The organism is Brevibacterium sp. VCM10 (assembly GCF_000583215.1).
Classification (GTDB): Bacteria; Actinomycetota; Actinomycetes; order Actinomycetales; family Brevibacteriaceae; genus Brevibacterium; species Brevibacterium linens.
This window is the reverse complement of the sequence record NZ_JAJB01000009.1, coordinates 33307-58744: the sequence shown is the minus strand read 5'-3', so window position 1 is coordinate 58744 and position 25438 is coordinate 33307. Positions and strand designations below refer to the sequence as shown.

Annotated in this window: 19 protein-coding genes and 2 tRNA genes; 12 read left to right on the top strand and 9 right to left on the bottom strand. The window is 65.3% G+C overall.

Going from position 1 to position 25438, the window contains the following annotated elements; genetic code table 11:
• Positions 1–31: 31 nt before the first annotated feature.
• The gene (locus AD89_RS0102060) at positions 32–3019 is read left to right on the top strand and encodes a UPF0182 family membrane protein (protein ID WP_035319666.1); all 2988 of its coding nucleotides are present in this window, start codon (positions 32–34) and stop codon (positions 3017–3019) included.
• A 280-nt stretch (positions 3020–3299) separates the two neighbouring features.
• Here AD89_RS0102060 and AD89_RS0102055 read toward each other — a convergent pair.
• Positions 3300–3373 (bottom strand) — tRNA-Met (locus AD89_RS0102055).
• 241 nt (positions 3374–3614) lie between these two features.
• On the opposite strand from AD89_RS0102055, the gene AD89_RS0102050 reads away from it, so the two are divergent.
• The gene (locus tag AD89_RS0102050; RefSeq protein ID WP_025776946.1) at positions 3615–4163 is read left to right on the top strand and encodes a YceI family protein; all 549 of its coding nucleotides are present in this window, start codon (positions 3615–3617) and stop codon (positions 4161–4163) included.
• 189 nt (positions 4164–4352) lie between these two features.
• On the opposite strand, the gene AD89_RS0102045 is transcribed toward AD89_RS0102050, so the two are convergent.
• The 5 genes from AD89_RS0102045 to AD89_RS0102025 are packed head-to-tail and all read right to left on the bottom strand — an operon-like array spanning position 4353 to position 9354.
• Positions 4353–5618, bottom strand: coding sequence for an aminotransferase class I/II-fold pyridoxal phosphate-dependent enzyme (locus AD89_RS0102045; RefSeq protein WP_025776945.1), 1266 nt, complete (start codon positions 5616–5618; stop codon positions 4353–4355).
• A complete protein-coding gene (gene hisN, locus AD89_RS0102040) occupies positions 5618–6409 on the bottom strand; it encodes a histidinol-phosphatase (protein ID WP_025776944.1) in 792 nt (263 codons plus the stop codon). The genes AD89_RS0102045 and hisN overlap by 1 nt, the downstream gene beginning before the upstream one ends.
• A gap of 9 nt (positions 6410–6418) precedes the next feature.
• Complete coding sequence (gene rsgA / locus AD89_RS0102035) at positions 6419–7522, bottom strand: ribosome small subunit-dependent GTPase A (protein ID WP_025776943.1); 1104 nt, start codon at positions 7520–7522, stop codon at positions 6419–6421.
• Between the two features lies 1 nt (position 7523).
• Positions 7524–8834 (bottom strand): 3-phosphoshikimate 1-carboxyvinyltransferase, encoded by a 1311-nt coding sequence (gene aroA, locus AD89_RS0102030; RefSeq protein ID WP_025776942.1) that lies wholly within the window; start codon positions 8832–8834, stop codon positions 7524–7526.
• 22 nt (positions 8835–8856) lie between these two features.
• Positions 8857–9354, bottom strand: a complete 498-nt coding sequence (locus AD89_RS0102025; protein ID WP_025776941.1) for a DoxX family protein — start codon at positions 9352–9354, stop codon at positions 8857–8859.
• 144 nt (positions 9355–9498) lie between these two features.
• Here AD89_RS0102025 and AD89_RS0102020 point away from each other — a divergent pair, with 144 nt between their 5' ends.
• The gene (locus AD89_RS0102020) at positions 9499–10155 is read left to right on the top strand and encodes a sigma-70 family RNA polymerase sigma factor (RefSeq protein WP_051504988.1); all 657 of its coding nucleotides are present in this window, start codon (positions 9499–9501) and stop codon (positions 10153–10155) included.
• Complete coding sequence (gene rsrA / locus AD89_RS0102015; RefSeq protein WP_025776939.1) at positions 10152–10409, top strand: mycothiol system anti-sigma-R factor; 258 nt, start codon at positions 10152–10154, stop codon at positions 10407–10409. The genes AD89_RS0102020 and rsrA overlap by 4 nt, the downstream gene beginning before the upstream one ends.
• A 100-nt stretch (positions 10410–10509) precedes the next feature.
• On the opposite strand, the gene AD89_RS20620 is transcribed toward rsrA, so the two are convergent.
• From AD89_RS20620 to AD89_RS0102005, 3 genes are all read right to left on the bottom strand, one after another.
• The gene (locus AD89_RS20620) at positions 10510–10584 is read right to left on the bottom strand and encodes a 50S ribosomal protein bL37 (RefSeq protein WP_098731028.1); all 75 of its coding nucleotides are present in this window, start codon (positions 10582–10584) and stop codon (positions 10510–10512) included.
• Positions 10585–10667: 83 nt separating this feature from the next.
• Positions 10668–11282 (bottom strand): GDSL-type esterase/lipase family protein, encoded by a 615-nt coding sequence (locus AD89_RS0102010; RefSeq protein WP_025776938.1) that lies wholly within the window; start codon positions 11280–11282, stop codon positions 10668–10670.
• Positions 11279–14989: a multifunctional oxoglutarate decarboxylase/oxoglutarate dehydrogenase thiamine pyrophosphate-binding subunit/dihydrolipoyllysine-residue succinyltransferase subunit gene (locus AD89_RS0102005; RefSeq protein ID WP_025776937.1), complete on the bottom strand. Its 3711-nt coding sequence runs from the start codon at positions 14987–14989 to the stop codon at positions 11279–11281. The genes AD89_RS0102010 and AD89_RS0102005 overlap by 4 nt, the downstream gene beginning before the upstream one ends.
• Before the next feature lie 102 nt (positions 14990–15091).
• On the opposite strand from AD89_RS0102005, the gene AD89_RS0102000 reads away from it, so the two are divergent.
• From AD89_RS0102000 to AD89_RS0101965, 8 genes are all read left to right on the top strand, one after another.
• Positions 15092–16549, top strand: coding sequence for a GuaB1 family IMP dehydrogenase-related protein (locus tag AD89_RS0102000; protein ID WP_025776936.1), 1458 nt, complete (start codon positions 15092–15094; stop codon positions 16547–16549).
• Positions 16550–16680: 131 nt separating this feature from the next.
• Positions 16681–18012 (top strand): hemolysin family protein, encoded by a 1332-nt coding sequence (locus AD89_RS0101995; RefSeq protein WP_025776935.1) that lies wholly within the window; start codon positions 16681–16683, stop codon positions 18010–18012.
• Complete coding sequence (locus AD89_RS0101990; RefSeq protein ID WP_025776934.1) at positions 18009–19070, top strand: hemolysin family protein; 1062 nt, start codon at positions 18009–18011, stop codon at positions 19068–19070. The genes AD89_RS0101995 and AD89_RS0101990 overlap by 4 nt, the downstream gene beginning before the upstream one ends.
• 418 nt (positions 19071–19488) lie before the next feature.
• Complete coding sequence (locus AD89_RS0101985; protein ID WP_025776933.1) at positions 19489–20526, top strand: M15 family metallopeptidase; 1038 nt, start codon at positions 19489–19491, stop codon at positions 20524–20526.
• A 113-nt stretch (positions 20527–20639) separates the two neighbouring features.
• A tRNA-Arg gene (locus tag AD89_RS0101980) sits at positions 20640–20715 on the top strand.
• 123 nt (positions 20716–20838) lie between these two features.
• Positions 20839–21612, top strand: a complete 774-nt coding sequence (locus AD89_RS0101975) for an ABC transporter ATP-binding protein (protein WP_025776932.1) — start codon at positions 20839–20841, stop codon at positions 21610–21612.
• Positions 21609–24158 carry an ABC transporter permease gene (locus AD89_RS0101970; RefSeq protein WP_025776931.1) on the top strand — a complete coding sequence of 850 codons (2550 nt, stop codon included), beginning with the start codon at positions 21609–21611 and terminating at the stop codon, positions 24156–24158. The genes AD89_RS0101975 and AD89_RS0101970 overlap by 4 nt, the downstream gene beginning before the upstream one ends.
• Positions 24159–24207: 49 nt before the next feature.
• Positions 24208–25383: an MFS transporter gene (locus AD89_RS0101965; RefSeq protein ID WP_025776930.1), complete on the top strand. Its 1176-nt coding sequence runs from the start codon at positions 24208–24210 to the stop codon at positions 25381–25383.
• Positions 25384–25438: the final 55 nt, after the last annotated feature.

The following is a 25438-nucleotide window of genomic DNA, read 5'->3' as shown; positions in this document are numbered from 1 at the left end:
GAGCTCCTCGTCCTCACCCACCTCCGCACGCATGCCGGCGAATCGGCCAAGACGTTCGCCGCTGCTGCTCACCCTTGTGTCTGTGGCGATCCTGCTGATCGCCTTCATCGCCTTCACCCAGGTCTACACCGAGGTGCTGTGGTTCCGCCAGATCGACGCTGCGGAGGTCTTCCGCACCATGTGGCTGACCCGCGGCCTGACGTTCCTCGGCGGATTCATCCTCATGGCCGTTCCGGTCTGGCTGAGCCTGCACTTGGCCTACCGCCATCGTCCCGTCTACGCGCCGACGACTCCGCGGCAGGAGAACCTCGACCGTTATCGTGAGGCCATCGAACCGCTGCGTCGGGTTGCGACGATCGCGATTCCCGCGGTCATCGGCGTCCTTGCGGGCATCACCGCCTCGGCGAACTGGAACACGGTCCTCGAGTGGATCAACTCGACGTCATTCGGTTCGACGGATGTGCAGTTCGGTCTCGACAAGTCGTTCTTCGTCTTCGTCCTGCCGGGATTGCGACTCATCGGCAATCAGCTGGGCATGGCGCTGCTCATGGCCCTCATCGCGGCCCTCGTCGCCCACTATCTCTTCGGCGGAATCCGTCCCGGGGAGCAGAAGGGCGTCATCCTGACGAAAGCCGCTCAGTGGCAGCTGGGCATCACGGTGGCCGTCCTCATCATCGTTCAGGCCGGTCGGCTGTGGCTGTCCCGCTACGACAGGATGACCGCTGCCGGCGGAATCGTCCCCGGCGTCACCTACGTCGACGACCATGCCGCCCTGCCGGCGATGGCGATCGTCGCCATCGCGGCCGTGCTGGTGGCACTGCTGTTCGTCTACACCGCGTGGAAGGGAAACTGGCGGATCTCGATCATCGCCACGCTCACTCTCATCGTGCTCGGCGGCGTCTCGATCATCGCGTACCCGGCGCTGCTCCAGCAGTTCCAGGTCAACCCCTCACAGCAGAGCAAGGAGTCGGAGTACATCCAGCACAACATCGATGCCACTCGTGAAGCGTTCGACTTCGATGACATCGATGTGACACCGTACTCGCCGAGCACCAGCGGCAAGAAGGGGGACCTGCGCAAGGACGCCGAGACCGCGGCCTCGATCCGTCTGCTGGACCCGAACCTCGTCTCAGACACCTTCCGCCAGCTGCAGCAGGTGCGTCCGTACTATTCGTTCCCGCAGAAGCTCGATGTCGACCGCTATGACATCGACGGGGAGATGCGAGATACCGTCATCTCCGTGCGTGAGTTGGCACCGAGCTCGGTGAACAACCAGAGCTGGTTCAACCGGGCCATCGTCTACACCCACGGTTTCGGAGTCGTCGCGGCCAACGGCAACCAGCGCAATCCGGACGGCGAACCGCTGTTCATGGAATCGGACATCCCGCCGAAGGGCGACTTCCCCGAATACGAGCCGCGGGTGTACTTCGGCGAGTCATCGCCGGACTACTCGATCGTCGGTGCGCCGGAGGGAGCGACCCCACGTGAGCTCGACTATCCCTCCGATGAGAAGAGCGGCTCCGGCCAGGTGAACAACACGTTCGCCGGAGACGGCGGACCGTCGGTGGGCAACGTGTTCAACCGTCTCGCCTACGCTCTGAAGTTCCAGGACGAGCAGATCCTTCTCTCGGACGCTCTCAACGAGGACTCTCAGATCCTCTACGATCGTCACCCGCGTGAGCGTGTGGAGAAGCTCGCTCCCTTCCTCAAGGTCGACGGCGATCCGTACCCGGCCGTCGTGGACGGGAAGATCAAGTGGATCCTCGATGGCTACACCACTGCCGAGGACTACCCCTATTCGACACCGCAGCCGCTCCAGCAGGCCACCGAGGATTCGACCACGGCCTCGGCCCCGAATTCGGTGGCGACTCTGCCGGACGACGAGGTCAACTACATCAGGAACTCGGTGAAGATCACCGTCGACGCCTACGACGGTTCCGTCGACATGTACCAGTGGGACAAGGACGATCCGGTTCTCAAGACCTGGATGAAGGTGTTCCCCGGACTCATCAAGTCCTCCTCGGAGATGTCCGGTGATCTGATGAGCCACGTCCGCTATCCGGAGGACATGTTCAAGGTCCAGCGCGATCTGCTCGCGAAGTACCACGTCACCTCCGCCAGTGAGTTCTACTCCGGTCAGGACTTCTGGACGCTGCCGACGGATCCGACGACGAAGGCGAGCAGCGGACTCACCCAGCCGCCGTTCTACATGACCCTGCAGATGCCGGGCCAGGAGTCGCCGTCGTTCTCGCTGACGAGCTCGTACATTCCGGCTCGGTCGTCCGAGGGGCAGTCGCGGAACAACCTCACCGGCTTCCTCTCGGCCGATGCCGATGCCGGAAACAAGAAGGGTGAGACTGCCGAAGGCTATGGCAAGCTGCGGCTGCTGCAGCTGCCGCGCAACACGACAGTGCCCGGACCGGGCCAGGCGCAGAACAACTTCAACACTGCGCCGGATGTGCAGCGCAGTCTCAACCTGCTGCGTCAGGGTGAGTCCGAAGTCGAGAACGGCAACCTGCTGACTCTGCCGATCGGCGGCGGTCTGCTCTATGTCCAGCCGGTCTACGTCCGGTCTGCCGGCGAGACCTCGTATCCGCTGCTGCAGCACGTGCTCGTGGCCTTCGGCGAGGACATCGGATTCGCTCCGACTCTCGACGAAGCGCTCGACCAGGTGTTCGGGGGAGACTCCGGTGCCACGGCAGGCGATGCCGGCACCGAGGACAGCGGAGACGGCGAATCCGGATCCACCTCCGGCGGCGAGGGTGCGGATTCGAGCTCCGGTTCTCCGGACAAGGCACTCAACGATGCACTGCAGGAGGCGAAGCAGGCCATGGAAGACTCCGATGCCGCTCTGAAGGACGGTGACTTCGAGGAGTACGGAAAGGCCCAGGAGCGTCTGAAGAACGCGATCGAGGACGCTGTGGCCGCTGATCCCTCGCTGGCCGAGGACGCAGCGGACGGGGAATCCTCCGCTCCCGCCTCGGAGCCGGCTGACGAAGGCGGTGACTCGGGCAACTGACCCTGAGCAGAACCGGTTCGGCTTCCTGACGCTGAACCGGTTCGAGCCGCCCGCGACGAATGCCCTTGGGAACTCCCAAGGGCATTCGTCGTTCTCACACAAGCAGAATTGGCTGGGGCCGACTGCCGAATCGCCGAGCGCTCGAGCTGCCGTCGCTGTGCCGAGTTATGCGGCGCGCGGTCGACGCTGGGGCGAGCGGTCGGCGAGGAGTCGGGGCACGCATGCGGTGAATGAGAAGAACCCCCAGCCAGAAAACTGACTGGGGGTTCTGCCGCTGTCGTGGCGGGGGAGGGATTTGAACCCCCGACCTCCGGGTTATGAGCCCGGCGAGCTACCGAACTGCTCCACCCCGCGGCGTGTTCTTAACTCTACACGAGGGGTCACCTGGCGTCCAAACCGAATACAGGTGACCTCCGCCACATGGTCACTTGCCGTTTACCCGCAGGGTCTGAGGCTGCATGCCGGCGCTTCACCCGCAGGGCCCTGGGGGCTGTACGGCAGCGCTTCCCGAAGGGAAGCGCTCGGGGCTTGCATGTGATTGAAAGTTGAACTAGGATCATTCTTGTACTTCAAATTTCAACCAAAAGGAGAAATCATGACTGCTCTGCCTCAGGGACTCGCCGCCGGAACCTGGAACATCGACCCCATCCACTCGGAGTTCACCTTCACGGCTCGCCACGCAGGCGTGTCGAAGGTGCGCGGCCACTTCGAAGAGATCGCCGGCAGCGTGAACGTCGGGGAGACCCTCGAAGACAGCATCGTCTCCGCCGAAGCCTCCGCGGACTCGATCAACACCCGCAACGAACAGCGCGACGGTCACCTCAAGAGCGGCGACTTTTTCCTGGCCGAAGAACACCCGAAGCTGAGCTTCACGTCGACCGCCATCAAGGCTGACGCCGCTGATGAGTTCGAGACCGTCGGTGAGCTGACGATGCGCGGCGTGACCAAGGAAGTCGCCTTCGCCACCGAGTTCGCCGGCGTCGCGACCGACCCGAACGGCAACCAGGTCGCCGGTCTCTCGGCCACCGCCACCGTCAACCGCAAGGACTTCGGCATGTCCTTCGAGGCTGTCCTCGGCGGCGGCGAGCTCCTCGTCTCCGACAAGATCAAGATCGAACTCGAGCTCGAGCTCGTCAAGGCCTGATCTGCTCTGAGCTGAGCTGCTGATCGGCGCATGCGCCGACACGGAGCCAGACTCAGCGGGCAGCGTCGCTGCCCGATACGGAAGGGGCGAACCGCATCGGCGGTTCGCCCCTTCCGGCGTCTCTCGGCTCAATGATGTCTGCACGTTCCCGCTCGGGGAGTACTCACTCGGCTTGAGTCCGATGGATGCTCATCGTCTCTGCCGCAGAGCCTCCGGGTGCTCCCGGAGATGCCCGCCGAGGGCGATGAACAGCTGTGCGCCCTTGTCGACGTCTGCGACGGACTTGCAGAAGGAATACCGGATCGATGATCGATAGGCCTCATAGGCCGGGCTCCCCGGCCTGCACAGAGCCGGTACGGGAATCCCGACCAAGGAGAATTCCCTGGCCAGCAGATCGTTGAGCTCGAACGCATCGAGGTCCGTCAGCGCAGAGAAGTCCACCACTGTGAAATAGCCGGCGCGCGGAGTGGACACTTCAGCGCCCGGCACCGTGCGACAGGCGGAGACCAGAACCTCGGCGCGTGCCCGCAGCGAAGCTCGGTTCTCGGCGACGAACGGCGAATCGTCGGCCAGCATATCGGCCATTCCGATCTGCATGGGGCCGCCGGCCGTGAACGACAGGAACTGCTTGACCGTCTGTATGGCCTGACGCACCTCGGGCGAGGCGATGACCCAACCGATCTTCCACCCCGTGGTGTTCCAGGATTTGCCCGCCGAGGAGACCGTGACGACCCGTGCAGAATCCTCGATCGCCACGGCCGGGGGAACATGCCCCTGTTCGGTGAGCACGAGCTGCTCGTAGACCTCATCGGAGACCACCCAGGCATCGACCGCCTCGGCTGCTCGACCGATCCGGACGAGATCTGCGGCAGAGAAGATGAACCCCGTGGGATTGTGCGGAGTGTTGACGAGGATGATCTCAGGGGCGACCTCAGCGATGACGGAATCGAAGACATCCCAATCCGGGGCGAATCCGCCATGGTCATCGGGCAGGATCGGTACCGTGTGCAGCGTTCCGCCGGCAGCGGCGATCGCCGCCGGATAGGAATCGTAGAACGGTTCGAAGGCGACGAGGGAGCCGCCCCGCGGCAGCAACGCGAGGATCGCAGCTGTCAGGCCCTCCGTGGCACCCGCCGTGTAGAGCACCTCGTCAGGATCGACCCGCTGACCGAAATCACGACCGCGCTGAGCGGCCACCGCCTCGAGCAGCTGCGGGAAGCCCTGACCAGGGGCGTACTGATTGAATCCGGCGCGCATCGCCTCGGCGGTGGCGGCGATGAGCGCCTCCGGAGGCTCCGTGCCCGGAGCGCCCTGGCCGAGGTTGACGGCTCCGACCTCGGCGGCGAACTTCGTCATCTGGCCGTAGATGGTCTCACCGATCGACCCGTCAGGATTCGTCAGACCCGCGGATTCGGCCATCGAATGCCACAGCGGGGCCCTCATGATGTCCGGCATCACGACACCTGAGCCGGAGCGACACGCCCGAGCCGGTCGAGGGCCGCTTCGTGGAGACGCGAATTGCTCGCCACGGCATTGCCTCCGAAAGGACCTGGCACGCCGGCCGTGTTCGTGAAGGTGCCTCCGGCCTCGAGCACGATCGGAACGATTGCGCCCATATCGTAGAGCGCGAGTTCCGGCTCGCAGGCGAGGTCGACCGCGCCCTCGGCCAGCAGCATATAGGAGTAGAAGTCGCCGTATCCGCGAGTGCGCCACAGCGAATCGCAGAGGCCGAGGAACTCATCGAGGATTCCCAGCTCTTTCCACCCCGACAGCGACGAATACGACAGGGATGCATCGTCGAGTGCGTCGACCGATGACACGCTGATGCGTTCGGCCGCGGACCCGAGCTCGGTCGCATAGGCGCCCAGACCCGACTCCGCCCACCACCGGCGTCCGAGTGCGGGAGCAGAGACCACTCCCAGCAGCGGACGGTCGTCGTCGTAGAGCGAGATGAGCGTGGCCCACACGGGCACTCCGCGCACGAAGTTCTTCGTTCCGTCGATGGGATCGATGATCCACCGTCGTGAAGAGCTCCCGTGCGCCCCGAATTCCTCACCGAGCACACTGTCATCGGGTCGAACTTCGGCGAGGCGATCCATGATCGCCTTCTCCACCGCACGGTCGCACTCTGTGACCGGAGTCAGGTCGGGTTTGGTTTCGACGGCGAAGTCCTGTGCCCGGAAGTGCGGGTGGCTGATGGCATCGGCGAGATCGGCGAGTTCGATCGCCAGGTCGAGGTCGTTCATGCCTCCAGCCTATCCAGTCGAAGGCAGCAGCCGGCGCAGGGACTCCAGTCGTGAGACTCCTCCAGGACCGGCCTTGCCGTCGGCCACCCAGTCATCGAGGCGACAACCGGGTGAATCGGCGAGGTGAGTGCAGCCACGGGGGCATTCGGCGGTGGCGTCGACGAGTTCCGGGAACGCGGAGAGCAGTGTTTCCCGGTCGACATGGGCCAGTCCGAAGCTGCGCACTCCGGGGGTGTCGATGAGCCATCCGCCGCGTTCCAACGGCAGGCACACGGCCGATGACGAGGTGTGACGTCCGCGTCCGGTGACGTCATTGACATGTCCCGTCGCCCGGTCGGCGGCGGGCACGAGGATGTTGGTCAGGGTGGACTTGCCCACCCCGGAATGGCCGACGAGGACGCTGATGCGTCCGCGGAGGTGTTCGGCCACCTCGGCGTGGGGATCGGCTTCGTCGAGAGCCGAATCGTCCTCGGTCGACCGAGCCACGGCCGCATCGGCATCGGGGTCGATGGAGGATTCGACGATGTCGACCCCAGCGGCGGAGAATCGCTGCCTCAGTTCCGTGGCCGGGTGCAGGTCGGTCTTCGTGACGATGAGCAGGGGAGTGATGCCCGCCTCGAAGGCCGCGACGAGGGCTCGGTCGATGAGACCGAACGAAGGTTCGGGATCCACTGTGGCCGTGACGATGCCCATGACATCGACGTTGGCCACGAGGACGCGCTCGGTCGGGTCGGCGTCATCGGCGCTGCGGCGCAGCAGGGTCTGCCGCTCGGTGACCTCCACCAGCCTGGCCAGAGTCCCCTCGGTTCCCGACGTGTCACCGACGAGGCGGACGATGTCGCCGGGAACGATCGCGTGCTTGCGCAGGTGAGAGGCTCGCACTGCCGTCACCGAGGCGGCTCGCCGAGACCGCTTCCCCTTCTTCCGGGACGGGGAAGCCGAAGGGAAGTTCCCCTCATCGTCAGCGAGGATGACGCGGTACCTGCCCCGATCGACGCCAGTGACCAGACCGGAGACTGCATCCTTGTGATCAGGACGGTTCTTCGTCCGGGGGCGTGAGCCACGTCGGTTCGGTCGGGGACGATAGTCCTCGTCGCGGAAGATCTTCGCCATCTCAGGCTCCGGGTGTGAGCATGGCTTCCCACAGCTGGGTGAAGGCCGGCAGGGTCTTTGCCACGGTGCCGGCGTTCTCGATGACCATCCCGTCGTTGCGCAGGGCGAGGACGGCGCCGGCCATGACCATGCGGTGGTCGTGGTAGGTGTGCCACAGTGCTGGGCGCAGCTGTCTGGTGCCGGTGATCGTCAGCGAATCGGCATGCTCGACGACGTCGACGCCGATGGCACCGTACTCCCGAGTCAGCGCGGCCAGGCGATCGGTCTCGTGCCCGCGCAGGTGTCCGATCCCGCGCAGCCGCGAAGTGCCTTCCGCCAGCGCCGCGAGGGCCGAGACCACCGGGGTGAGCTCGCCGACCGCGGACAGGTCGAGATCGACGGCGGTGAGAGTCTCCGGACCCTGCACATGCAGTCCGTCTCGGTCGAGACGGACCGTCGCACCGAAGGCCTCGGCGATCTCGCGGAAGCCGTCTCCGGCCTGCGTCGTATGTGCGGGCCATTTCGCGATGGTCACGGAACCGCCGGTGGCGACGGCTGCGGCGGCGAAGGCGGCGGCGTTGGAGAGGTCGGGCTCGACCTGGACGTCGAGCCCGCGCGGCAATCCGGGTTCGACGATCCAGCGTTCGGGCTCGGGTTCGCTGATGTCGACGCCGGCATCGCGGAGGACTTCGATCGTCATGTCCACATGCGTGCGACTGGGCACTGAGTCAGCAGTGTTGGTCAGTTCGAGGCCCAGGGGCATGACTGGAGCGGCGAGCAGCAGGCCGGAGACGAATTGGCTCGAAGCGCTGGCATCGATGCCGAGGTGGCCGCCGCGCAGCTGCGAATCGGCATGGATCGTCATCGGCAGGGTGCCGTTCGCCGAGGTGATCGAAGCGCCGAGTTCCCGCAGCGAGTCGATCGTCACTGACATCGGCCGCGCCCGGGCCTGTTCGTCACCGTCGAGGACGATGTCACGTCCCGTCAGCGCCGCGAGCGGCGGGATGAAGCGCATGACGGTTCCGGCGAGACCGCAGTCGATGGTGATCGGAGAATCCGGCCCGGCATCGTGCGCGGGCGCATCCGAACCGGCGAAGGGGATCGGCTCGACGTGGAGCTCATCACCGTCGTCGTCGATCACGGCACCGAGGCGGCGCAGAGCCTCGATCATGAGCAGAGTGTCCCGGCTGCGCAGCCATCCTGTCAGGTCGGAGCTCGAACGGGCCAGGGCCGCGAGGATGAGATAGCGGTTGGTCAGGGACTTGGAACCGGGAACGGCGACAGCGGCGGAGACGGCGGAACCGGCGACCGGCGGCTGCCAATCGCCGGTCACCGGGGGAGTGTGTGTGGGGATGTCAGTCAACTCCGAGCGCGTTCAGGGCCTGCTTCGAGGTGTCTTCGACGCTCGACCACAGGTCTTCGGCCGCGTGCTGGGTGCGCCACCACAGGCCGGGGCGACCGGCGGTGTCGACAGCGGCGAGCAGCGCGCCGCCGAGCATCGAGGTGCGCAGCAGGGTGCGTTCGTTGCGGGCCTTCTTCTCCTCCTTCGACGCCGTCTTGTCGGCAGACAGACGCTCGCCGACGGTGTCGAGCAGATAGGTGCCGACGAGGATCGAAGCGCTGAGGCGGGGGAAGCGACCGATGGCCAGCAGCGAACCGGCTGCGACCTGAGCAACACCGGTGGCGCGGGCGAGAGTCACTGCGTCGACCGGGACATCGGCCCGCTTACGGGCCTGGTTGAGCAGCGGGCCGACCGATGCGGCAGCCGCTTCCGGTTTGCGCAGCCGGTCGACGCCGTTGAGGATGTAGCCGGCGGCCAGCATGGGCCGTGCGATCAGACGAATGGGAGACACAGTGGTCCTTCCTACGTGGCGGTCATCTCACTGGCAAGCATAACTGCTGAGGTGGGAATAGTGGGACGCCGACCCGATGTTGTAGGGGTGAAGCCATTCGACGGGCGGACCCGTCGCGAAGTCGACAGGCAGAAGGAGAAGTCTATGAGCGCCACTGCCGTCCTGGAGAGAACGGGCGTACCATTGACTGCGATGACCGAATCAGTCAAAGAAGCCCCCGAAACCGCCGCCGAGAGGTCGGAGCGTTTCGAGCGGGATGCTCTGGAATATGTCAACCAGCTCTACGCAGCTGCTCTGCGTATGACCCGCAACCCGGCAGATGCCGAGGACCTCGTTCAGGAAGCCTATGCGAAGGCGTACGCGGCCTTCCACCAATACAAGCCCGGAACCAATCTCAAGGCGTGGCTGTACCGGATCCTGACGAACACCTTCATCAACAACTACCGAAAGAAGCAGCGTCAGCCCCAGGAGCACGGCAGTGAGGACATCGAGGACTGGCAGATCGCGCAGGCGAACAGTCACTCCTCGTCCGGAGGGCGTTCGGCCGAACTCGAAGCCCTCGACCACCTTCCCGACTCCGATGTCAAGGAAGCGCTCTCGGCGCTGCCCGAGGACTTCCGCATGGTCGTCTACTACGCCGATGTCGAAGGCCTGCCGTACAAGGAGATCGCCGAGATCATGGAGACGCCGATCGGCACAGTGATGTCGCGACTCCACCGCGGGCGCCGACAGCTGCGGGAGATGCTGGCCGACTACGCCGCCGAACGCGGTTTCGTGAGTCCCGAGGGAGGTGCGAATTGAGCAACGAGGGATGCTGCGAAAGCGTCAGGGCCGAGTCTCTGATGCGCATCTACCACTATCTCGACGGAGAGCTGACGACGACGGAGATCCGTGAGATCTCGATCCACCTCGAACAGTGCCCGTCGTGTCATGACGAGTACGAGATCGAAGCGCTGCTGAAGGAGCTTGTGCGTCGTTCATGCAGCCACGACCGTGCCCCGATGGGACTGCGTGAGAAGATCCGCCAGCGGATCGCACTGGAGCAGAACTCCTGACTCGAGGCTTGAGCAGAGCCGGAGCGCTCCGGGAACAGCGAAGGCGGGAAGAGAATCGATTCTCTTCCCGCCTTCGTCATTCACCGAACGAATCAGCGAATCATGCGTTTGGACGCTTGCCGTGGTTGGCTTTCTTACGGCGGCGATCGCGACGCTTACGGCCACGCTTGCTCATTGTGCCCTCCTTTGATAGACGCTCAATTGTCTCATGATCGTCCGAGCAGAGCAAAGTCGGACCAGGTCACACAGTGCGCCGGCTCAGCTGTCGCCGAGGACGTCCTGGACCCCCAGCCAGTTGAACCAGCCGCGATGCAGAACCAGCCACGCCAGGAGCCCATAGCCTTCCTGTGCCGGCAGATGGTCCCGTGACGATGCGACCTCGCGCTGCCATACGGGATGGCCGAGGAGGGGAGTGAAGGTGTCGACATAGGTGATGCCGCGCCTCTTGGCCACGTCCGAGAAGCTGGTGTTGAGCTCGGCGATGCGTCGATTGCGATCCCCATCGTGCTCCGGCGGTGGGCCGAGCACGAAGGTCGAGACCTTCCGGGCCAGGGCCTCGTCGAGGATATTGGCCACGTCGAGGCGTGCCCTGGCCACCGATCGACCCGAGTCGAGGTCGCCGGAGCTCAGAGCCAATACCAGACGGTTGTCCCCGTCGGGCGTGAATCGCAGAGACGCCTCGGCGATCGTGCGCGCATGGAGTCCGGCGGAGTCCTCGGTCGGCACCGCCAACGGATACACCTTGAGCTCCGGCACGCTCGGCAGAGTTCTCGCCGTCACTCGTCCGACCCACCCGAGGCCACGGCCATCGCCGTGGCCGGCGACCAACGGGCCTCCGACCACGGCGATGGTTGTGGTGATGTCGCTGCTCACCGGCTGAAGATCCGCTCGACGAGATCCTTCTGCTGAGCCTCGTGGAAGTGCTTGAGCCCGGTCGAGGTGGCTGCAGAAGCGGCACGGGAGATGACCTTGACCTCACGGCCGCCGAGGAGCTCGGGCAGGTGCAGTGCCATGAACGGCCAGGCCCCCTGGTTCTCCGGCTCCTCCTGGGCCCAGACGATCTCGGCATCGGCCGGGAAGCGGTCGAGCACAGCGGTGATGGCCGCCTCGTCGAGCGGGTAGAGCTGCTCAAGGCGGACGAGAGCCATCTTCTGGTCGCTGTCCTTCTCGCGCTTGGCCTTGAGCTCCCAGTAGAGCTTGCCGGAGACGAGGACGACGCGTTCGACCTGCGAGGCGTCGACGTCCGTATCGTCGATGACGGCCTGGAACCTGCCCGAGGTGAATTCCTCCGGCGAGTTCGCAGCGGCCTTGAGGCGGAGCATCGACTTCGGGGTGAAGACGATGAGCGGACGCTTGTTAGTCGTCGAGGCGTGGCGACGCAGCAGGTGGAAGTACGAGGCCCCTGAGGACGGGCAGGCCACCGTCATATTGTTCTCGGCGCACAGCTGGAGGTAACGCTCGATGCGGCCCGAGGAGTGGTCAGGTCCCTGTCCCTCATAGCCGTGGGGCAGGAGCATGACGACACCGGAGTTCTGCTGCCACTTCTGCTCGGAGGAGGAGATGAACTCGTCGATGACGGTCTGTGCACCCTGTGCGAAGTCACCGAACTGCGCCTCCCACGCCACGAGAGCGTCCTTGCGTTCGACGGAGTAGCCGTATTCGAAGCCGACGGCCGCATATTCGCTCAGCAGGGAGTCGTAGACCCAGAAGCGAGCCTGATCCTCGGTGAGGTTCTGCAGCGGCGTCCACTCATTTCCGTTGACCGAGTCGATGAGCACGGAGTGACGCTGGACGAACGTGCCGCGACGGGAGTCCTGGCCGGCCAGGCGCACCGGGACGCCGTCCATGAGCAGCGAGCCGAAGGCCAGCAGCTCGGCGAAGCCCCAGTCGATCCCGCCCGAGAGCGACATCTCCTTGCGCTTCTCGAGCAGAGCGCGCAGCTTCTTGTGGACCGTGAAGCCCTCGGGGATCTCGGTGAAGGCCTCACCGATGCGCTGGAGCATCTCGGGGCTGATGGCTGTTTCGGAGTCGTTGAAGGTCTCGATATCGCTCGGCTCGTAGGGAGCGTTGAACGCTTCTCCGTCGTAGGATCCGGTCTCGGCTTCCTTGGTCTCGGCGAAGGCCGATTCCAGCTTCGACTGGTAGTCCTTGAGCGCCTCGGCGGCCTCTTCGTCGGTGATGCACTTCCTGCCCACGAGCGATTCGGTGTAGAGCTTGCGCACCGACCCCTTCTTCTCGATGAGCGAGTACATCGTCGGCTGGGTCATCGACGGGTCGTCGCCCTCGTTGTGGCCGCGACGGCGGTAGCACACGAGGTCGATGACGACGTCGCGGTTGAATTCCTGGCGGTATTCGAAGGCCAGGCGAGCCGCGCGCACGACGGCCTCGGGATCATCGCCGTTGACGTGGAAGATCGGGGCGTTGATCGACTTGGCCACGTCCGTGCAGTAGAAGGAGGAACGCGCCGAGGCGGGGGGAGTGGTGAACCCGACCTGATTGTTGATGATGACGTGGACCGTTCCGCCTGTGCGGTAGCCGCGCAGCTCGGAGAGGTTGAGCGTTTCGGTGACCACGCCCTGGCCGGCGAATGCGGCATCGCCGTGGACGAGGACCGGCAGGACGGTGAAGCCCGCCTCGCCCTGGTCGACGAGGTCCTGCTTGGCGCGGACGATTCCTTCGAGGACCGGATCGACGGTCTCCAGGTGGCTGGGGTTGGCCGCGACGTAGACACCGGTGGTGTTGCCTGCCGGTGAGGTGAACGAACCCTGGGTGCCCAGGTGGTACTTCACATCGCCCGAGCCCTGGACGCTGTCCGGGGACATGGTTCCGTCGAACTCGCGGAAGATCTGCGCATAGGATTTGCCGGCGATGTTCGTAAGGACATTGAGGCGACCGCGGTGGGCCATGCCGATGGCGACCTCGTCGAGACCGGTGTCGGCGGACTGGTTGAGGATCTCGTCGAGCAGGACGATCGCGGACTCTCCGCCTTCGAGGCTGAAGCGCTTCTGTCCGATGTACTTCGTCTGCAGGAAGGTCTCGAAGGCCTCAGCGGCATTGAGGCGACCGAGGATGTGGCCCTGCTCCGACCGGGTGAGCTCCTGATGCGGGACCTCGATCTTCGACTGGAACCAGCGACGCTGGACCGGGTCGGCGATGTGCATGTACTCGAAGCCCGTGGTTCGGCAGTAGCTCTCGCGCAGCAGTCCGAGGATGTTGCGGAAGGGCATCATCGGCTTCGCGCCGAATCCGCCGGTGGGGAACTCGCGTTCGAGATCCCACAGGGTCAGGCCGTGCTGATTGATGTCGAGGTCAGGGTGGGACCGCTGTCGGTAGACCAGGGGATCGATGTTGGCCATGAGGTGGCCGCGAGTGCGGTAGGCATCGATGAGTTCGATGACTCGTGCGGTCTTGTTGACGTCGTCCTGGTCCTCGGCCGAGACGTCGGGAACCCAGCGGACCGGCTCATAGGGCAGGCGCAGGGATTCGAAGACATCGTCGTAGAAGCCGTCTTCGCCCAGCAGGTAGCTGTGGACGAGCTTGAGGAACTCGCCCGATCCGGCGCCCTGGATCACACGGTGATCGTAGGTCGAGGTCATGGTCAGCACCTTGGACACGGCCAGGGAGTTGATGGTCTGCTGGCTGGCACCCTGGAATTCGGCGGGATAGTCGAGCGCGCCGACGCCGATGATGCAGCCCTGGCCCTTCGTCAGGCGCGGCACGGAGTGGACGGTGCCGATTCCGCCGGGGTTGGTCAGCGAGACCGTGGTGCCGGCGAAGTCGTCGGCGGTGAGCTTGCCCTGGCGTGCCTTGTCGACGAGGCCGTCGTAGGCGTCGACGAACTGACGGAAGGTCAGCGTCTCGGCCTTCTTGACGTTGGGCACGAGCAGGGTACGAGACCCGTCCTTCTTCGGAACGTCGATGGCGAGGCCGAAGTTGATGTGAGCAGGGGAGATCATCACGGGCTTGCCGTCGCGGACATCGTAGGAGACGTTCTGCGAGGGGAAGTTCTGCAGCGCACGGATCACGGCGAAGCCGATGAGGTGGGTGAACGAGACCTTTCCGCCGCGGGTCCGCTTGAGGTGCGAATTGATGACGATCCGGTTGTCGATGAGCGCCTTGGCAGGCAGTGCCCGGACCGACGTGGCGGTCGGGACTTCGAGCGACTCATCCATGTTCTTCGCGATGAGCTTCGCTGGGCCGCGCAGGGGAGTGATCGTCTCTTCGGGTGCGGGCTTCGGTGCAGTCTCCTTCGGAGTGACCTGCGGCACGGACTTGGTCTCGGCCTTCAGCGTCTCGGACTCGGCCGAGGACGGGGTGACTCCGCGGGATGTCGCCGGCGCTGCGGTGGAAGCCGGGGACTTGGCCTCTGTCTTCTTCTCAGCCGGCTTCGCCTCCTGCTTGGCGGCGGGCTCGGCAGCGGACTGAGCGCCTCCGCCGTTCTTCTCGTACTTGTCGAAGAAGGGCCACCAGGACTGGTCGACCGAATTCTTGTCTGACTTGTACTGCTCATACAATTCCTCGACCAGCCACTCGTTCGACCCGAAGTCTTCGACGGTGCGGTTAGGAGTATTGACGGACACGGCGTTGATCGCCTACTTCCTGATTCAAGACTTGCTGCTTAACGACATCTCCAAGCCTAACGTGATGTGCCATCGAATGTGCAGTTAAGGGACAATAGTGTTATGCGTTTCATCTCAAATGACCCGAACACCGATCTCGCCTACTCCGATGTGTTCCTCGTCCCGAATTCCTCGACCCTGACTTCGCGCTTCGCAGTCGATCTCACCACAACCGATCCGACCGGGTCGACCACTCCGCTCGTCGCGGCGAATATGACCGCTGTATCCGGTCGACGGATGGCGGAGACGATGGCCCGGCGCGGGGGACTGGCAGTGCTGCCGCAGGACATCCCGCTGACCGCTGCGCAGGAGACCATCGCCTGGGTGAAGAGCCGTGACCGGATCTTCGAATCCGCATTGCGCTTCGCCCCCGAGGACACAGTCCTCAATGCCCTGCACGTGCTGGCCAAGCGTCCGCACGGCTTCGGCGTCGTCGTCGATTCCGCAGGCAGGCTCGAAGGCATCATCAACGCCGCGGATCTGCGCGGAGTCGACCGTTTCACCTCGGTGGCGGAACTGCTGGACTCCTCACCCCATCTCATCCGCGCCTCCGAAGTCGACTGGGAGGACTCCGGGCAGCTGGAGAACCTCTTCGAGTCGATGACGGAGGCCCGGGCGGAGTTCGCCGCTGTCGTCGACGACGAGAACACCGTGCTCGGCAGCCTCACTCCGAAGTCGCTGCTGCGCTCGTCGATCTATACGCCCAACGTCGATGACCAGGGCCGACTGAAGATCGCCGTGGCCATCGGCGTCAACGGTGCCGCGGTCGAACGTGCCGCGGCCGTCGTCGAAGCCGGTGCCGATGTCCTCGTCGTCGACACCGCACACGGCCATCAGGTCAAGATGCTCGACACGCTGTCGGCGATCGCCGATGCCGAGCTCGGGGTGCCGATCGTGGCCGGCAACGTCGTCACCGCCGAAGGGGTCCGTGACCTCGTCGCGGCCGGCGCCGACATCGTCAAGGTCGGGGTCGGCCCGGGAGCCATGTGCACGACCCGGATGATGACCGCCGTCGGTCGTCCGCAGTTCAGCGCAGTGCTCGAATGCGCCGAGGCGGCTCGTGAGCTCGGTGCACATGTGTGGGCCGACGGCGGAGTCCGCTACCCCCGAGACGTCGCCCTGGCCCTGGCGGCCGGAGCTTCGCAGGTGATGGTCGGATCCTGGTTCGCCGGCACCCACGAATCCCCTGGCGACCTGCTCGTCGACGGCGACGGTCGGAAGTACAAGGAGAGCTTCGGAATGGCGTCGGCACGCGCCGTGGCCAACCGCACCCGCACGGAGTCGGCCTTCGCCAGGGCGCGGAAGGGACTGTTCGAAGAGGGCATCTCTTCGTCGACGATGTACATCGACCCGGAATCTCCGGGAGTCGAGGACCTGCTCGACGCGATCACGTCGGGCGTGCGCAGCTCCTGCACCTACGCCGGAGCCGGTGACCTCCGGGAATTCGCACGTCTGGCCGCGGTCGGAGTCCAGAGTGCCGCCGGATACGAAGAGGGCCGACCTGTGTCGGGAAGTTGGTAAGATCGCCTCATGCACAGTGACAGTCCCGGCCGGCGGGAAGCCGGCGCCCCAGATGACGATCCTCACCCCGCGAGGGTCTCTCACTTCACCCACTCTGCTCAGCAGATCGTCAACGGCGGGGACAGTCACTGATGGAATGGATACTCCTCGCCCTCGCACTGCTGCTCATCCTGGGCACCGGCGTCTTCGTCGCAGCCGAGTTCTCACTGCTGACCCTCGACCGTCATACGGCCGATCAGGCGGTCGAGGACGGCGTCGTCGGCGCGAAGACGCTGCGGCGCTCGATGACCCACCTGTCCACGCAGCTCTCGGCGGCGCAGGTGGGCATCACGATCACCACCCTGTTGACCGGTTACCTCATGGAACCGTCCCTGGGCAGGCTGCTGGCTCCGCTGTTCGAAGCCTGGGGCGTCGGCCCCGGAATCGCGGCACCGCTGGCGCTGACCATCGCCCTCATCGTCTCCACCGTGGGATCGATGATCTTCGGAGAGCTCGTCCCGAAGAACCTCGCCATCGCCGTGCCTCTGGCGACCGGCCGCATCGCCGCGCCGATGCAGTACGTGTTCTCGATCGTGTTCAAACCGGTCATCGCGGTCCTCAACGGCACGGCGAACAAGATCCTCATGTCGATGGGCATCGAGCCGCAGGAAGAGGGATCGGTGGGCCGTTCTCCGGAGGAGCTGACCTCCCTCGTGCGTCACTCCGCTGAAGAAGGCGTACTCGACGAGCAGACGGCGGGCCTGCTGGAGAGGACGCTGAGCTTCTCCGAGCGGACCGCCGAAGACGTGATGACCCCGCGCACACGCATGTCCACGGTGGACAAGGACACCACGGCCAGACAGATCATCGAACAGGCCCGGGACACCGGATTCTCCCGCTTCCCCGTGGCCGACGAGGACAAAGACCACATCGTCGGCGTCGTCCACGTCAAACAGGCCTTCGCCGTGCCCCCGGGCAACCGTGACGACGCCTATGCAGGAGGGCTGATGACCGAAGTCCGGGAGATTCCGGAGACCCAGCGTCTCGATCCGCTGCTCCTGGAGCTGCGGGCGACGGGCCTGCAGATGGCCGTGGTCGTCGATGAGTTCGGCGGCACTGCCGGAGTCGTCACCCTCGAAGACGTCGTCGAAGAACTCGTGGGCGAGGTCGCCGACGAGCATGATCGGATGCGCGTCGCGGCCCGACCGGCTCGCGACGGCTCCTGGATCGTGCCCGGTCAGCTGCGACCCGATGAGATCTCGTCGACGATCGGTGTGACCATCCCGGAGGACTCGGACTACGAGACTCTGGCCGGGTTCGTCCTCAAGGAGCTCGGACGGATTCCCGAACCGGGTGACGAGGTCCGCACCGAGGATGCGCGAATCGTGGTCGAAAGGATGCACGGGCGACGCATCGAACGCCTCCGGGTGGTGCTGCGCGCCGCCGACACGGGAGCGTTCGAAACCGGAGGTGAGACCCGATGAGCGCCGATTGGTTCGGACTGGTCTGGCTGGTCGTTCTGCTGCTGGGCAACTCATTCTTCGTCGCCGCCGAATTCGCTGTGGTCGCGGCCAAACGCTCACAGATCGAACCGCGAGCGGCAGAAGGCTCTGCAGCGGCGAAGACAGCGCTCTACGCGATGGAGCACGTGTCACTGATGCTGGCGATCTGCCAGCTCGGAATCACCGTGTGCTCCCTGCTTCTGGGCAACGTGGCCGAACCGGCCATCCACCATCTGCTCGCCGGTCCGCTCGAGGGCCTGGGCATTCCCGCGGGGCTGTCATCGACGATCTCCTTCGTCCTGGCACTGGGAGTCGTGACCTACCTGCACGTGGTCATCGGCGAGATGGTGCCGAAGAACCTGGCTCTGGCCGCATCCGGCCAGGCGGTGATTCTGCTGGCGACCCCCCTGGTGTTCCTGGCGCGGGTCTTCGGGTTCGTCATCCGTCCCCTCAACGGCCTGGCCAACGGGATCCTGCACCTGTTCAGGATCGAGGCCCGCGACGAGGTCAATGAGGCCTATACGATCGAACAGGTCGAATCGATCGTGGCCGAGTCGAAGCGCGAAGGACTGCTCAGCGATGACACCGGGCTGCTCAAGGGCGCCATCGAATTCAGCGACAAGACCGCGTCGGACATCATGGTCCCGATGTCCGAGCTCATCACGATCTCGGACAAGGTGACCCCGAACGAGCTCGTGACCCTGGTCGGAAAGACCGGCTACTCGCGGTACTTCGTCGTCGGTGACGACGGATATCCGCAGGACTACCTCCACATCAAGGACGTCCTCTACGCGGACACCGAAGAGGCCTTCGACTCTCCCGTGCAGAGCAAGCGCTTCCGCCCTCTGTTCACGGTCACGGCCGATGACGAGGTCGAGGAGGCTCTGGCACAGATGCAGAAGGCGGGAATCCACGTCGCCCGCGTCATCGACTCGCAGGCGCAGGTGCTCGGTCTGCTGTTCCTCGAGGACGTGCTCGAAGAGCTCGTCGGCGAGGTCCAGGATGCGATGCAGCGGGGACGATTCGACTTCCGCAGCTGAGCATGTCCGATCGGCCGATCAGTCGGGCTCAGCCGTTCGCCGCGACGGCGGTCTCCTGATTGCGGGGAGGCCGCCGTCGCGTCGTTGCGTCCGCTGCGGGCGCTGTGCCGGTGCGCGGGGCTGCGCGTGCGGGCAGTGGCGAAGGGTCTGTGCTCGCGGGAACGTTTCTGTCGGCGCGGAGTCCCATTCGTGACCGATTGTGTAACGGTTCGTAACGAAACAGTGATTCAGGACACCTGGAGTAGAGCGCCTGTAGTCGTTCGTGATGACTCATCGTCGGCGAATGACCTGGTCACACGCTGTGTATGAACTGAAGGTGACATTCTGTAACGATGTCGTTATAGTGTTGTGACATAAGCTTTCGGGTGCCCGGCAGAGGGCCTCCACCGCACAATCTTCACCAACAGTATGGAGCACTATGTCGAGTGAGCTCTCGACCGTCGAGGCGCCGCCGGTCCGCCGACGTGATCTGCGCAAGCAGAACGCCTCCTCGCAGGTTTCGCCGATCAACTCTTCGCATTCCGTGACATCGCAGTCGCGGAGCAGCGCATCCGCAGCCCTCTCGCCCCGTCGTGCGGCCATGGCCGCCGAGGCCCGCGCCGCAGCGGGTTCACCGCGCCGTGCCGCGATGGCCAAGGAGGCTTCACTGCCGCTGACCCCAGCAGGCCATACGTCGTCGTTGGCCGCAACTGAGCTCGGCAGGCGCGGTTCCGACGGTTCGCTGCTGCGCTCGGTCCGCCGTCGCCAGGTCACGACCTTCTCGGCTCTGGCCACGGTCTCGGTGACCGGCACCGCCATCGCCGCTGTGATGGTCGCCGGGAACATGAGCGGCAGCCAGGAAGTCAAGGTCGATGACACTGCCGCGCAATCCCAGCCGCGTGCGATCAACGCCGAATCGGTCTCCGCCGACATCAAGGTCGACGAGGACGACAAGACTGCGATGACCATCGGCGCCCCGAGCGCCAAGCAGACGAAGGTGGAAGCGGCGTCCAGAGCGATCACGAAGACCGTTCTGCCCGGCTGTGACGAAGCCGCGCCGAAGGGCGACGCGAGCAACGGCGAACTGCCCGACGAATGGCTGTGCGAGATCGGTGTGGGCAGCCACAAGCTGCGCTCCGATGCCGCCGTATCGTTTGCGAAGATGAACGCTGCCTTCAAGAAGGACACCGGCAAAGACCTCGCGGTCACCGATTCCTACCGGTCGCTGTCGTCCCAGGTCTCCGTCGCCGCACGCAAGCCCGGCTTCGCAGCCCGTCCCGGAACGTCCAACCACGGATGGGGTCTGGCGCTCGACTTCGGTGGGGGAACGCAGAACGGCACCGGTCAGCAGTACGAGTGGCTCGTCGCGAACGCCGAGAAGTTCGGGTGGGAGAATCCTGACTGGGCCAAGCGCAATTCCTATGAACTCTGGCACTGGGAGTACGTTCCCGGCCGCAAGGCCATGAAGGGCGCCTGATCTGCACTGATATCGCTGATCACAGCCCCGCGACACCGCGTGCAGTCCTGGCGGGACTGCACGCGGTGTCGTTTTGGGAGGTGGTGCCAAACGGTGATAGAGTAGCTTCCGTTGCCCGCGTAGCTCAGTGGATAGAGCGTCTGCCTCCGGAGCAGAAGGTCGTAGGTTCGAATCCTGTCGCGGGCACCACGACACCGCCCATCTCAACCGCTGAGGTGGGCGGTTTGCGCATACGCGGTCCGAACTGTCGGCGGTGCAGTCAGGATCCGATGCAGTCGGAGACGAGACCCGGACCGTGATGTGAGGCATGCGATGTCGGAACCTGCTGATGAGGCCGTCCAGACCGGCGCGGGGGATGATGACATCGTCCTCCGCGCGCAGGGCCTGCGCAAAAGCTTCGGCCGCGGCGACACGGCAGTCGACGCTCTCGACGACATCAGCGTCGACTTCGAATCCGGTCGCTTCACCGCTATCATGGGACCCTCAGGGTCGGGCAAGTCGACATTCATGCATGTCCTCGCCGGTCTCGATCGCGTCGATTCGGGCTCGATCATCATGCGCGGCCACGACATCACTCGTCTCAACGATCGGCAGCTGACCCAGCTGCGCCGTGACCGCGTCGGCTTCATCTTCCAAGCATTCAACCTCGTCCCGACCCTGAGCGCAGAGCAGAACATCGAACTGCCGGTGTCGCTGGCCAGGAAGAAGATCGATCGCGAGTGGAAGGCCGAAGTCGTCGAACGACTCGAACTCGGCGATCGCCTCCAGCATCGTCCGCACGAGCTCTCCGGCGGTCAGCAGCAGCGAGTCGCCGTGGCCCGGGCCCTGCTGACCCGGCCGGACGTCATCTTCGCCGATGAGCCCACGGGAAATCTCGACTCCCACGCGGGAGCGGAGGTCCTGTCCCTGCTCGGCCGGGCCACGACCCTGTACGGGCAGACGATCATCATGGTCACCCACGATCCCGTGGCGGCATCCCATGCCGGTCGGGTCGTCCTCCTCAAGGACGGCCGGGCCACGGGTGAAGTCCGTCAGCCGACGCGGGAGAGCGTGGTCACGGCGCTGAGCGAACTGAGCACTCTGTGATCGCAGTCGCTCTCGCGCAGATCCGGATCCACTGGGCCCGGTTCCTCGCCATCGGCCTCGGCATCGCCCTGGCCGCGGGTTTCGTCGCGACGACCCTGATCATCAACTCGTCGCTGCAGGACAGCCTCGAACACGCCGTCGGCCGTTCGTTCGAGAAAGCCGACCTCGCAGTCATTCCGGACAGAGACGTCTTCGTCGGGGGAGACGAGGCGTCTCCGCTGCTGGGACCCCTGGCCGATGTCGACGGGGTGAGCAGTGCGTCTCTGTCGGCCCGCACCGTGACCACCGGCAGAGGCGCCTCATTCTCCGAGAGCTCCTTTGCTCTGTCCCCGGTGCCTGCCGATGAACGCCACGACACGTTCGACATGGTCTCGGGCCAGCGACCGGACGCGACGACGGACCTCGTGCTCGATACCCGCACGGCAGCCGACCTCGCCATCGGCATCGGTGATGAGATCCGCTTCACCGTCGACGCCGTTCCGGTGGGCAGCGGAGACGATGACATGCCCGTCTATCGGGGACCGAGCCAGAGCAGTGTCACCTTCTCCGTCGTCGGCATCGCCGAACTGGGGCAGGACCCGGCGCTGCCCGGAGCCACTCGGGCACTGACGAGCGCCGCTGGCTACCAGGAGTACTTCGCCCAGCAGGGTGATGTCATCGCCATTCAGATCGCATTCGAGGACGGCGCGGACCCGGAGACGGTGCGATCTCAGCTGCAGACGGTCATCGACGAATCTGAGCTGCGCGGCAGCCTCGAAGCGCTCACCGTGGACGACGCCGTGAGCGCGAAGACCGATCGGCTCTCCGGGGGCAATGCCGTCGTGACCGGGTTCCTGCTCGTGTTCGCCGGAATCTCCGTCATCGTCGCCATCCTTGTCGTCTCCAACACCTTCTCGGTCATCGTCGCCGGGCGTCGTCGCGACCTCGCACTGCTGCGCTGCCTCGGCGCCAGCCGAGCGCAGATGTACAGCTCCGTCGTGGCCGAAGGGCTCTTCGTCGGTGTGCTCGGATCGATCTTCGGCGTCCTCGCCGGGATCGTCGTCAGTCGCGGACTGATGGCCGCCGCGGTGCGCTACTGGCCCGCGGAATTCCCCTACGACACCCTCACCGTCCCTGTCTCCGCTCTGGTCAGCGGCATCGTCGTGGGTGCCCTGCTGACGATCGTGGCCACCATCCGCCCGGCTCGCAGCGCCATCGCCGTGACGCCGCTCGAAGCCCTCCAGCCCTTGGACGCCTCCATCTCGCCGAGAACCCGCGCCCGACCCCGCCACCTCATCGGCTTCGGCCTCATCGGCCTGGGCGCACTTCTCGTCATCGTCTCCGTCTACGCTGTGCCGACCTCCGAGCGCTGGATCCTCGGGGGAGCGCTGGGCGGAGGTCTCGTGGTCACCGGACTGGTCATCAGCTCCGCGAAGATCATCCCGCCGGTCGTCGCGTGGGCGGGGGAGGTGCTGTTCAGCCCGTGGGGCGTGCCCGGGCAGCTGGCGACCTTGAACACGCTGCGCAATCCGCGCCGCACCGCGGCCACGGCCACGGCGCTGATCATCGGTGTGACCCTGGTGGCGACGATCCTCGTCGGCGGCATGTCGACGAAGGCGACGCTGAGTCACGGACTCGACCAGCGCTATCCGGTCGACATCTCCGTGCCGCTGTCGGGCCTCGTCGACGGTGATGAACTCGACGAGGTGCGCGAGATCCCGGGCGTGTCCACCGCGGTCACCGCCCACCGCGCCGAGGCGGTCGAGGATTTCGAGGGCTCCCGTCCAGAGATCTTCGTCCTCGACCCGGACAGCGCCGACACCGTGCTCGGAGACGCGGCAGCCGATATCGTGTCCGGACGGGTCACCGTTCCCGAGGACTACAGCTCAGCGACCGTGCGGGTGAGAGGACTCACCGAGATGAGCGTGCCTGTGCACAGGGACGGTCTGTCCAGCCTCGCCTTCTTCACCACTCCCGATGTCGGCAACGACCTCGGCATCTCGGCGACGACGACGGCTGTGCTCGTCCGCCTCGATGAGGACGTCGACATCGACGAGATCACGCGCATCCGCCAGTCCGTGGCCGAGGCACTCGACGTCTCCAGCGAGGAGGTCGGCGGCTCCGCCGTCGCCCGGGGCACCTATTCCGAACTCATCGACGTCATGCTCACCGGGGCGGTGGCCCTGCTCTTCATCTCTGTGATCATCGCGCTCATCGGCGTTTCGAACACGGTCAGTCTCTCCGTCATCGAACGCCAGAGGGAGAACGCGCTGATGCGGGCGCTGGGCCTGAGCATCTCGCAGCTGCGGACCCTGCTGGCGCTCGAAGCGGTGCTCATCTCATCTGTGGCCGCACTGCTCGGACTCGTCCTCGGTGGAGCATTGGGCATCGTCGGCACCCGTCTCGTCACTCATGGCTACTCCACCGACCTCATCGTCGACGTCTCCGTCGTGTCCTTCCTCGGCATCCTCGGGGTGGCGGTCATCGCCGGGATCCTCTCTGCTCTGGCGCCGGCCAGGCGGGCGTCTCGGCTCTCACCCGTCGAGGGACTCAAACTCGACTTCTGATGGGCCCCGGCCACCGAACCGGACGTCGGTGTCTGATAGGAAAGAGCTCATGAACTCCGCGCGCATCCGCTTTCTGATCGTCCTCGGAATCGTCTTCGCTGCCTTCAATCTGCGCCCGGGAGTCACCGGGCTCTCGCCTCTGCTCGACACGATGGGCGAAGAGATCGACCTGAGCGCGGTGTTCCTGGCCGTCATCGGCATGCTGCCGCCGCTGCTCTACGGCATCAGCGGCTTCATCACACCGCGGCTCTATGCCCGCTTCTCCGGACTCGGCCTGACCTTGGCCGCCATGGTGATGGTCATGATCGGACTGGGTGTCCGCGCGGTCATCGATTCGCCGTCGCTGTTCCTGGCGCTGAGCGTGTTGGCCCTGCTGGGAATGGGCATCGGCAACGTCATCCTCCCGCCCCTGGTGAAATCATATTTCCCCGACAGAGTGGCCCTCATGTCGACCGTGCACGTCGGGCTCCTCCAGTTCGGGACATTCATTCCGCCGCTCGTGGCGGTTCCCCTCGCCTCCGGTGTCGGTTGGAGAGGCTCACTGCTCGTCTGGGCCGCTTTCGCGGCTCTGGGGGCGGTCGTGTGGATCGTCATCCGCATCGTCAGGCCCGCACCCGCCACCGAGGTGGCCGTCGCCGTCGTCGGCGGCAGTGAGCTCTCCCGCCTTCTGCGCAGCCGTCGGGCCTGGGCGCTGATGACGATGACGGGACTGACATCGTTCAACAACTTCATCCTCTTCACCTGGCTGCCGAGCCTGCTCACCCGCTCCGGATTCGATGCGGCATTCGGCGGAGCGATGCTGGCGCTGGTCACCGCCATCCCGCTCGTCCTCGGCTTCGTCCTGCCGACCATCGCGCAGAAGATGAGATCGGCCCATCTCATCGTCGTCGGCTTCTGCCTCAGCCTGGCCGTGGGCTACCTGGGGCTGTGGCTGCTGCCCACGGCGGCCCCCGTTCTGTGGACCGTACTGCTGGGCATCGGCATCTCCACGTTCCCGCTCGCGCTGACACTGATCACCCTGCGTGCACGCGACGCCGAAGCGGCGGCCTCCCTGTCCGGTTTCGTCCAGGGCGGCGGTTACCTCCTGGCGGCCACCGGCCCACTGATCTTCGCGTTCCTCATCCAGAGCTTCGACAGCATGTGGCCGGCATTCGCTGTGGTGCTCGCCTCAGTGGCGGTCAAGTTCTTCGTCAGCCACACCGCCTGCCGCCCCGGCGCCATCTGAGGCCGTCCGGGCATCCGTCTCGTCATGAGAGCGAAGATGACGCCGGATTCGTCCT

What these genes read in the sequence shown, in the direction of transcription:
- AD89_RS0102020 (WP_051504988.1), top strand. Translation starts at nt 9,499, where the DNA reads ATGAGCGCCACTGCCGTCCTGGAGAGAACGGGCGTACCATTGACTGCG.
- AD89_RS0101965 (WP_025776930.1), top strand. Translation starts at nt 24,208, where the DNA reads ATGAACTCCGCGCGCATCCGCTTTCTGATCGTCCTCGGAATCGTCTTC.
- AD89_RS0101975 (WP_025776932.1), top strand. Translation starts at nt 20,839, where the DNA reads ATGTCGGAACCTGCTGATGAGGCCGTCCAGACCGGCGCGGGGGATGAT.
- AD89_RS0101985 (WP_025776933.1), top strand. Translation starts at nt 19,489, where the DNA reads ATGTCGAGTGAGCTCTCGACCGTCGAGGCGCCGCCGGTCCGCCGACGT.
- AD89_RS0101995 (WP_025776935.1), top strand. Translation starts at nt 16,681, where the DNA reads ATGGAATGGATACTCCTCGCCCTCGCACTGCTGCTCATCCTGGGCACC.
- AD89_RS0101990 (WP_025776934.1), top strand. Translation starts at nt 18,009, where the DNA reads ATGAGCGCCGATTGGTTCGGACTGGTCTGGCTGGTCGTTCTGCTGCTG.
- AD89_RS0102050 (WP_025776946.1), top strand. Translation starts at nt 3,615, where the DNA reads ATGACTGCTCTGCCTCAGGGACTCGCCGCCGGAACCTGGAACATCGAC.
- AD89_RS0102045 (WP_025776945.1), bottom strand. Translation starts at nt 5,618, where the DNA reads ATGCCGGACATCATGAGGGCCCCGCTGTGGCATTCGATGGCCGAATCC.
- AD89_RS0102000 (WP_025776936.1), top strand. Translation starts at nt 15,092, where the DNA reads ATGCGTTTCATCTCAAATGACCCGAACACCGATCTCGCCTACTCCGAT.
- AD89_RS0102060 (WP_035319666.1), top strand. Translation starts at nt 32, where the DNA reads ATGCCGGCGAATCGGCCAAGACGTTCGCCGCTGCTGCTCACCCTTGTG.
- hisN (WP_025776944.1), bottom strand. Translation starts at nt 6,409, where the DNA reads ATGAACGACCTCGACCTGGCGATCGAACTCGCCGATCTCGCCGATGCC.
- rsgA (WP_025776943.1), bottom strand. Translation starts at nt 7,522, where the DNA reads ATGGCGAAGATCTTCCGCGACGAGGACTATCGTCCCCGACCGAACCGA.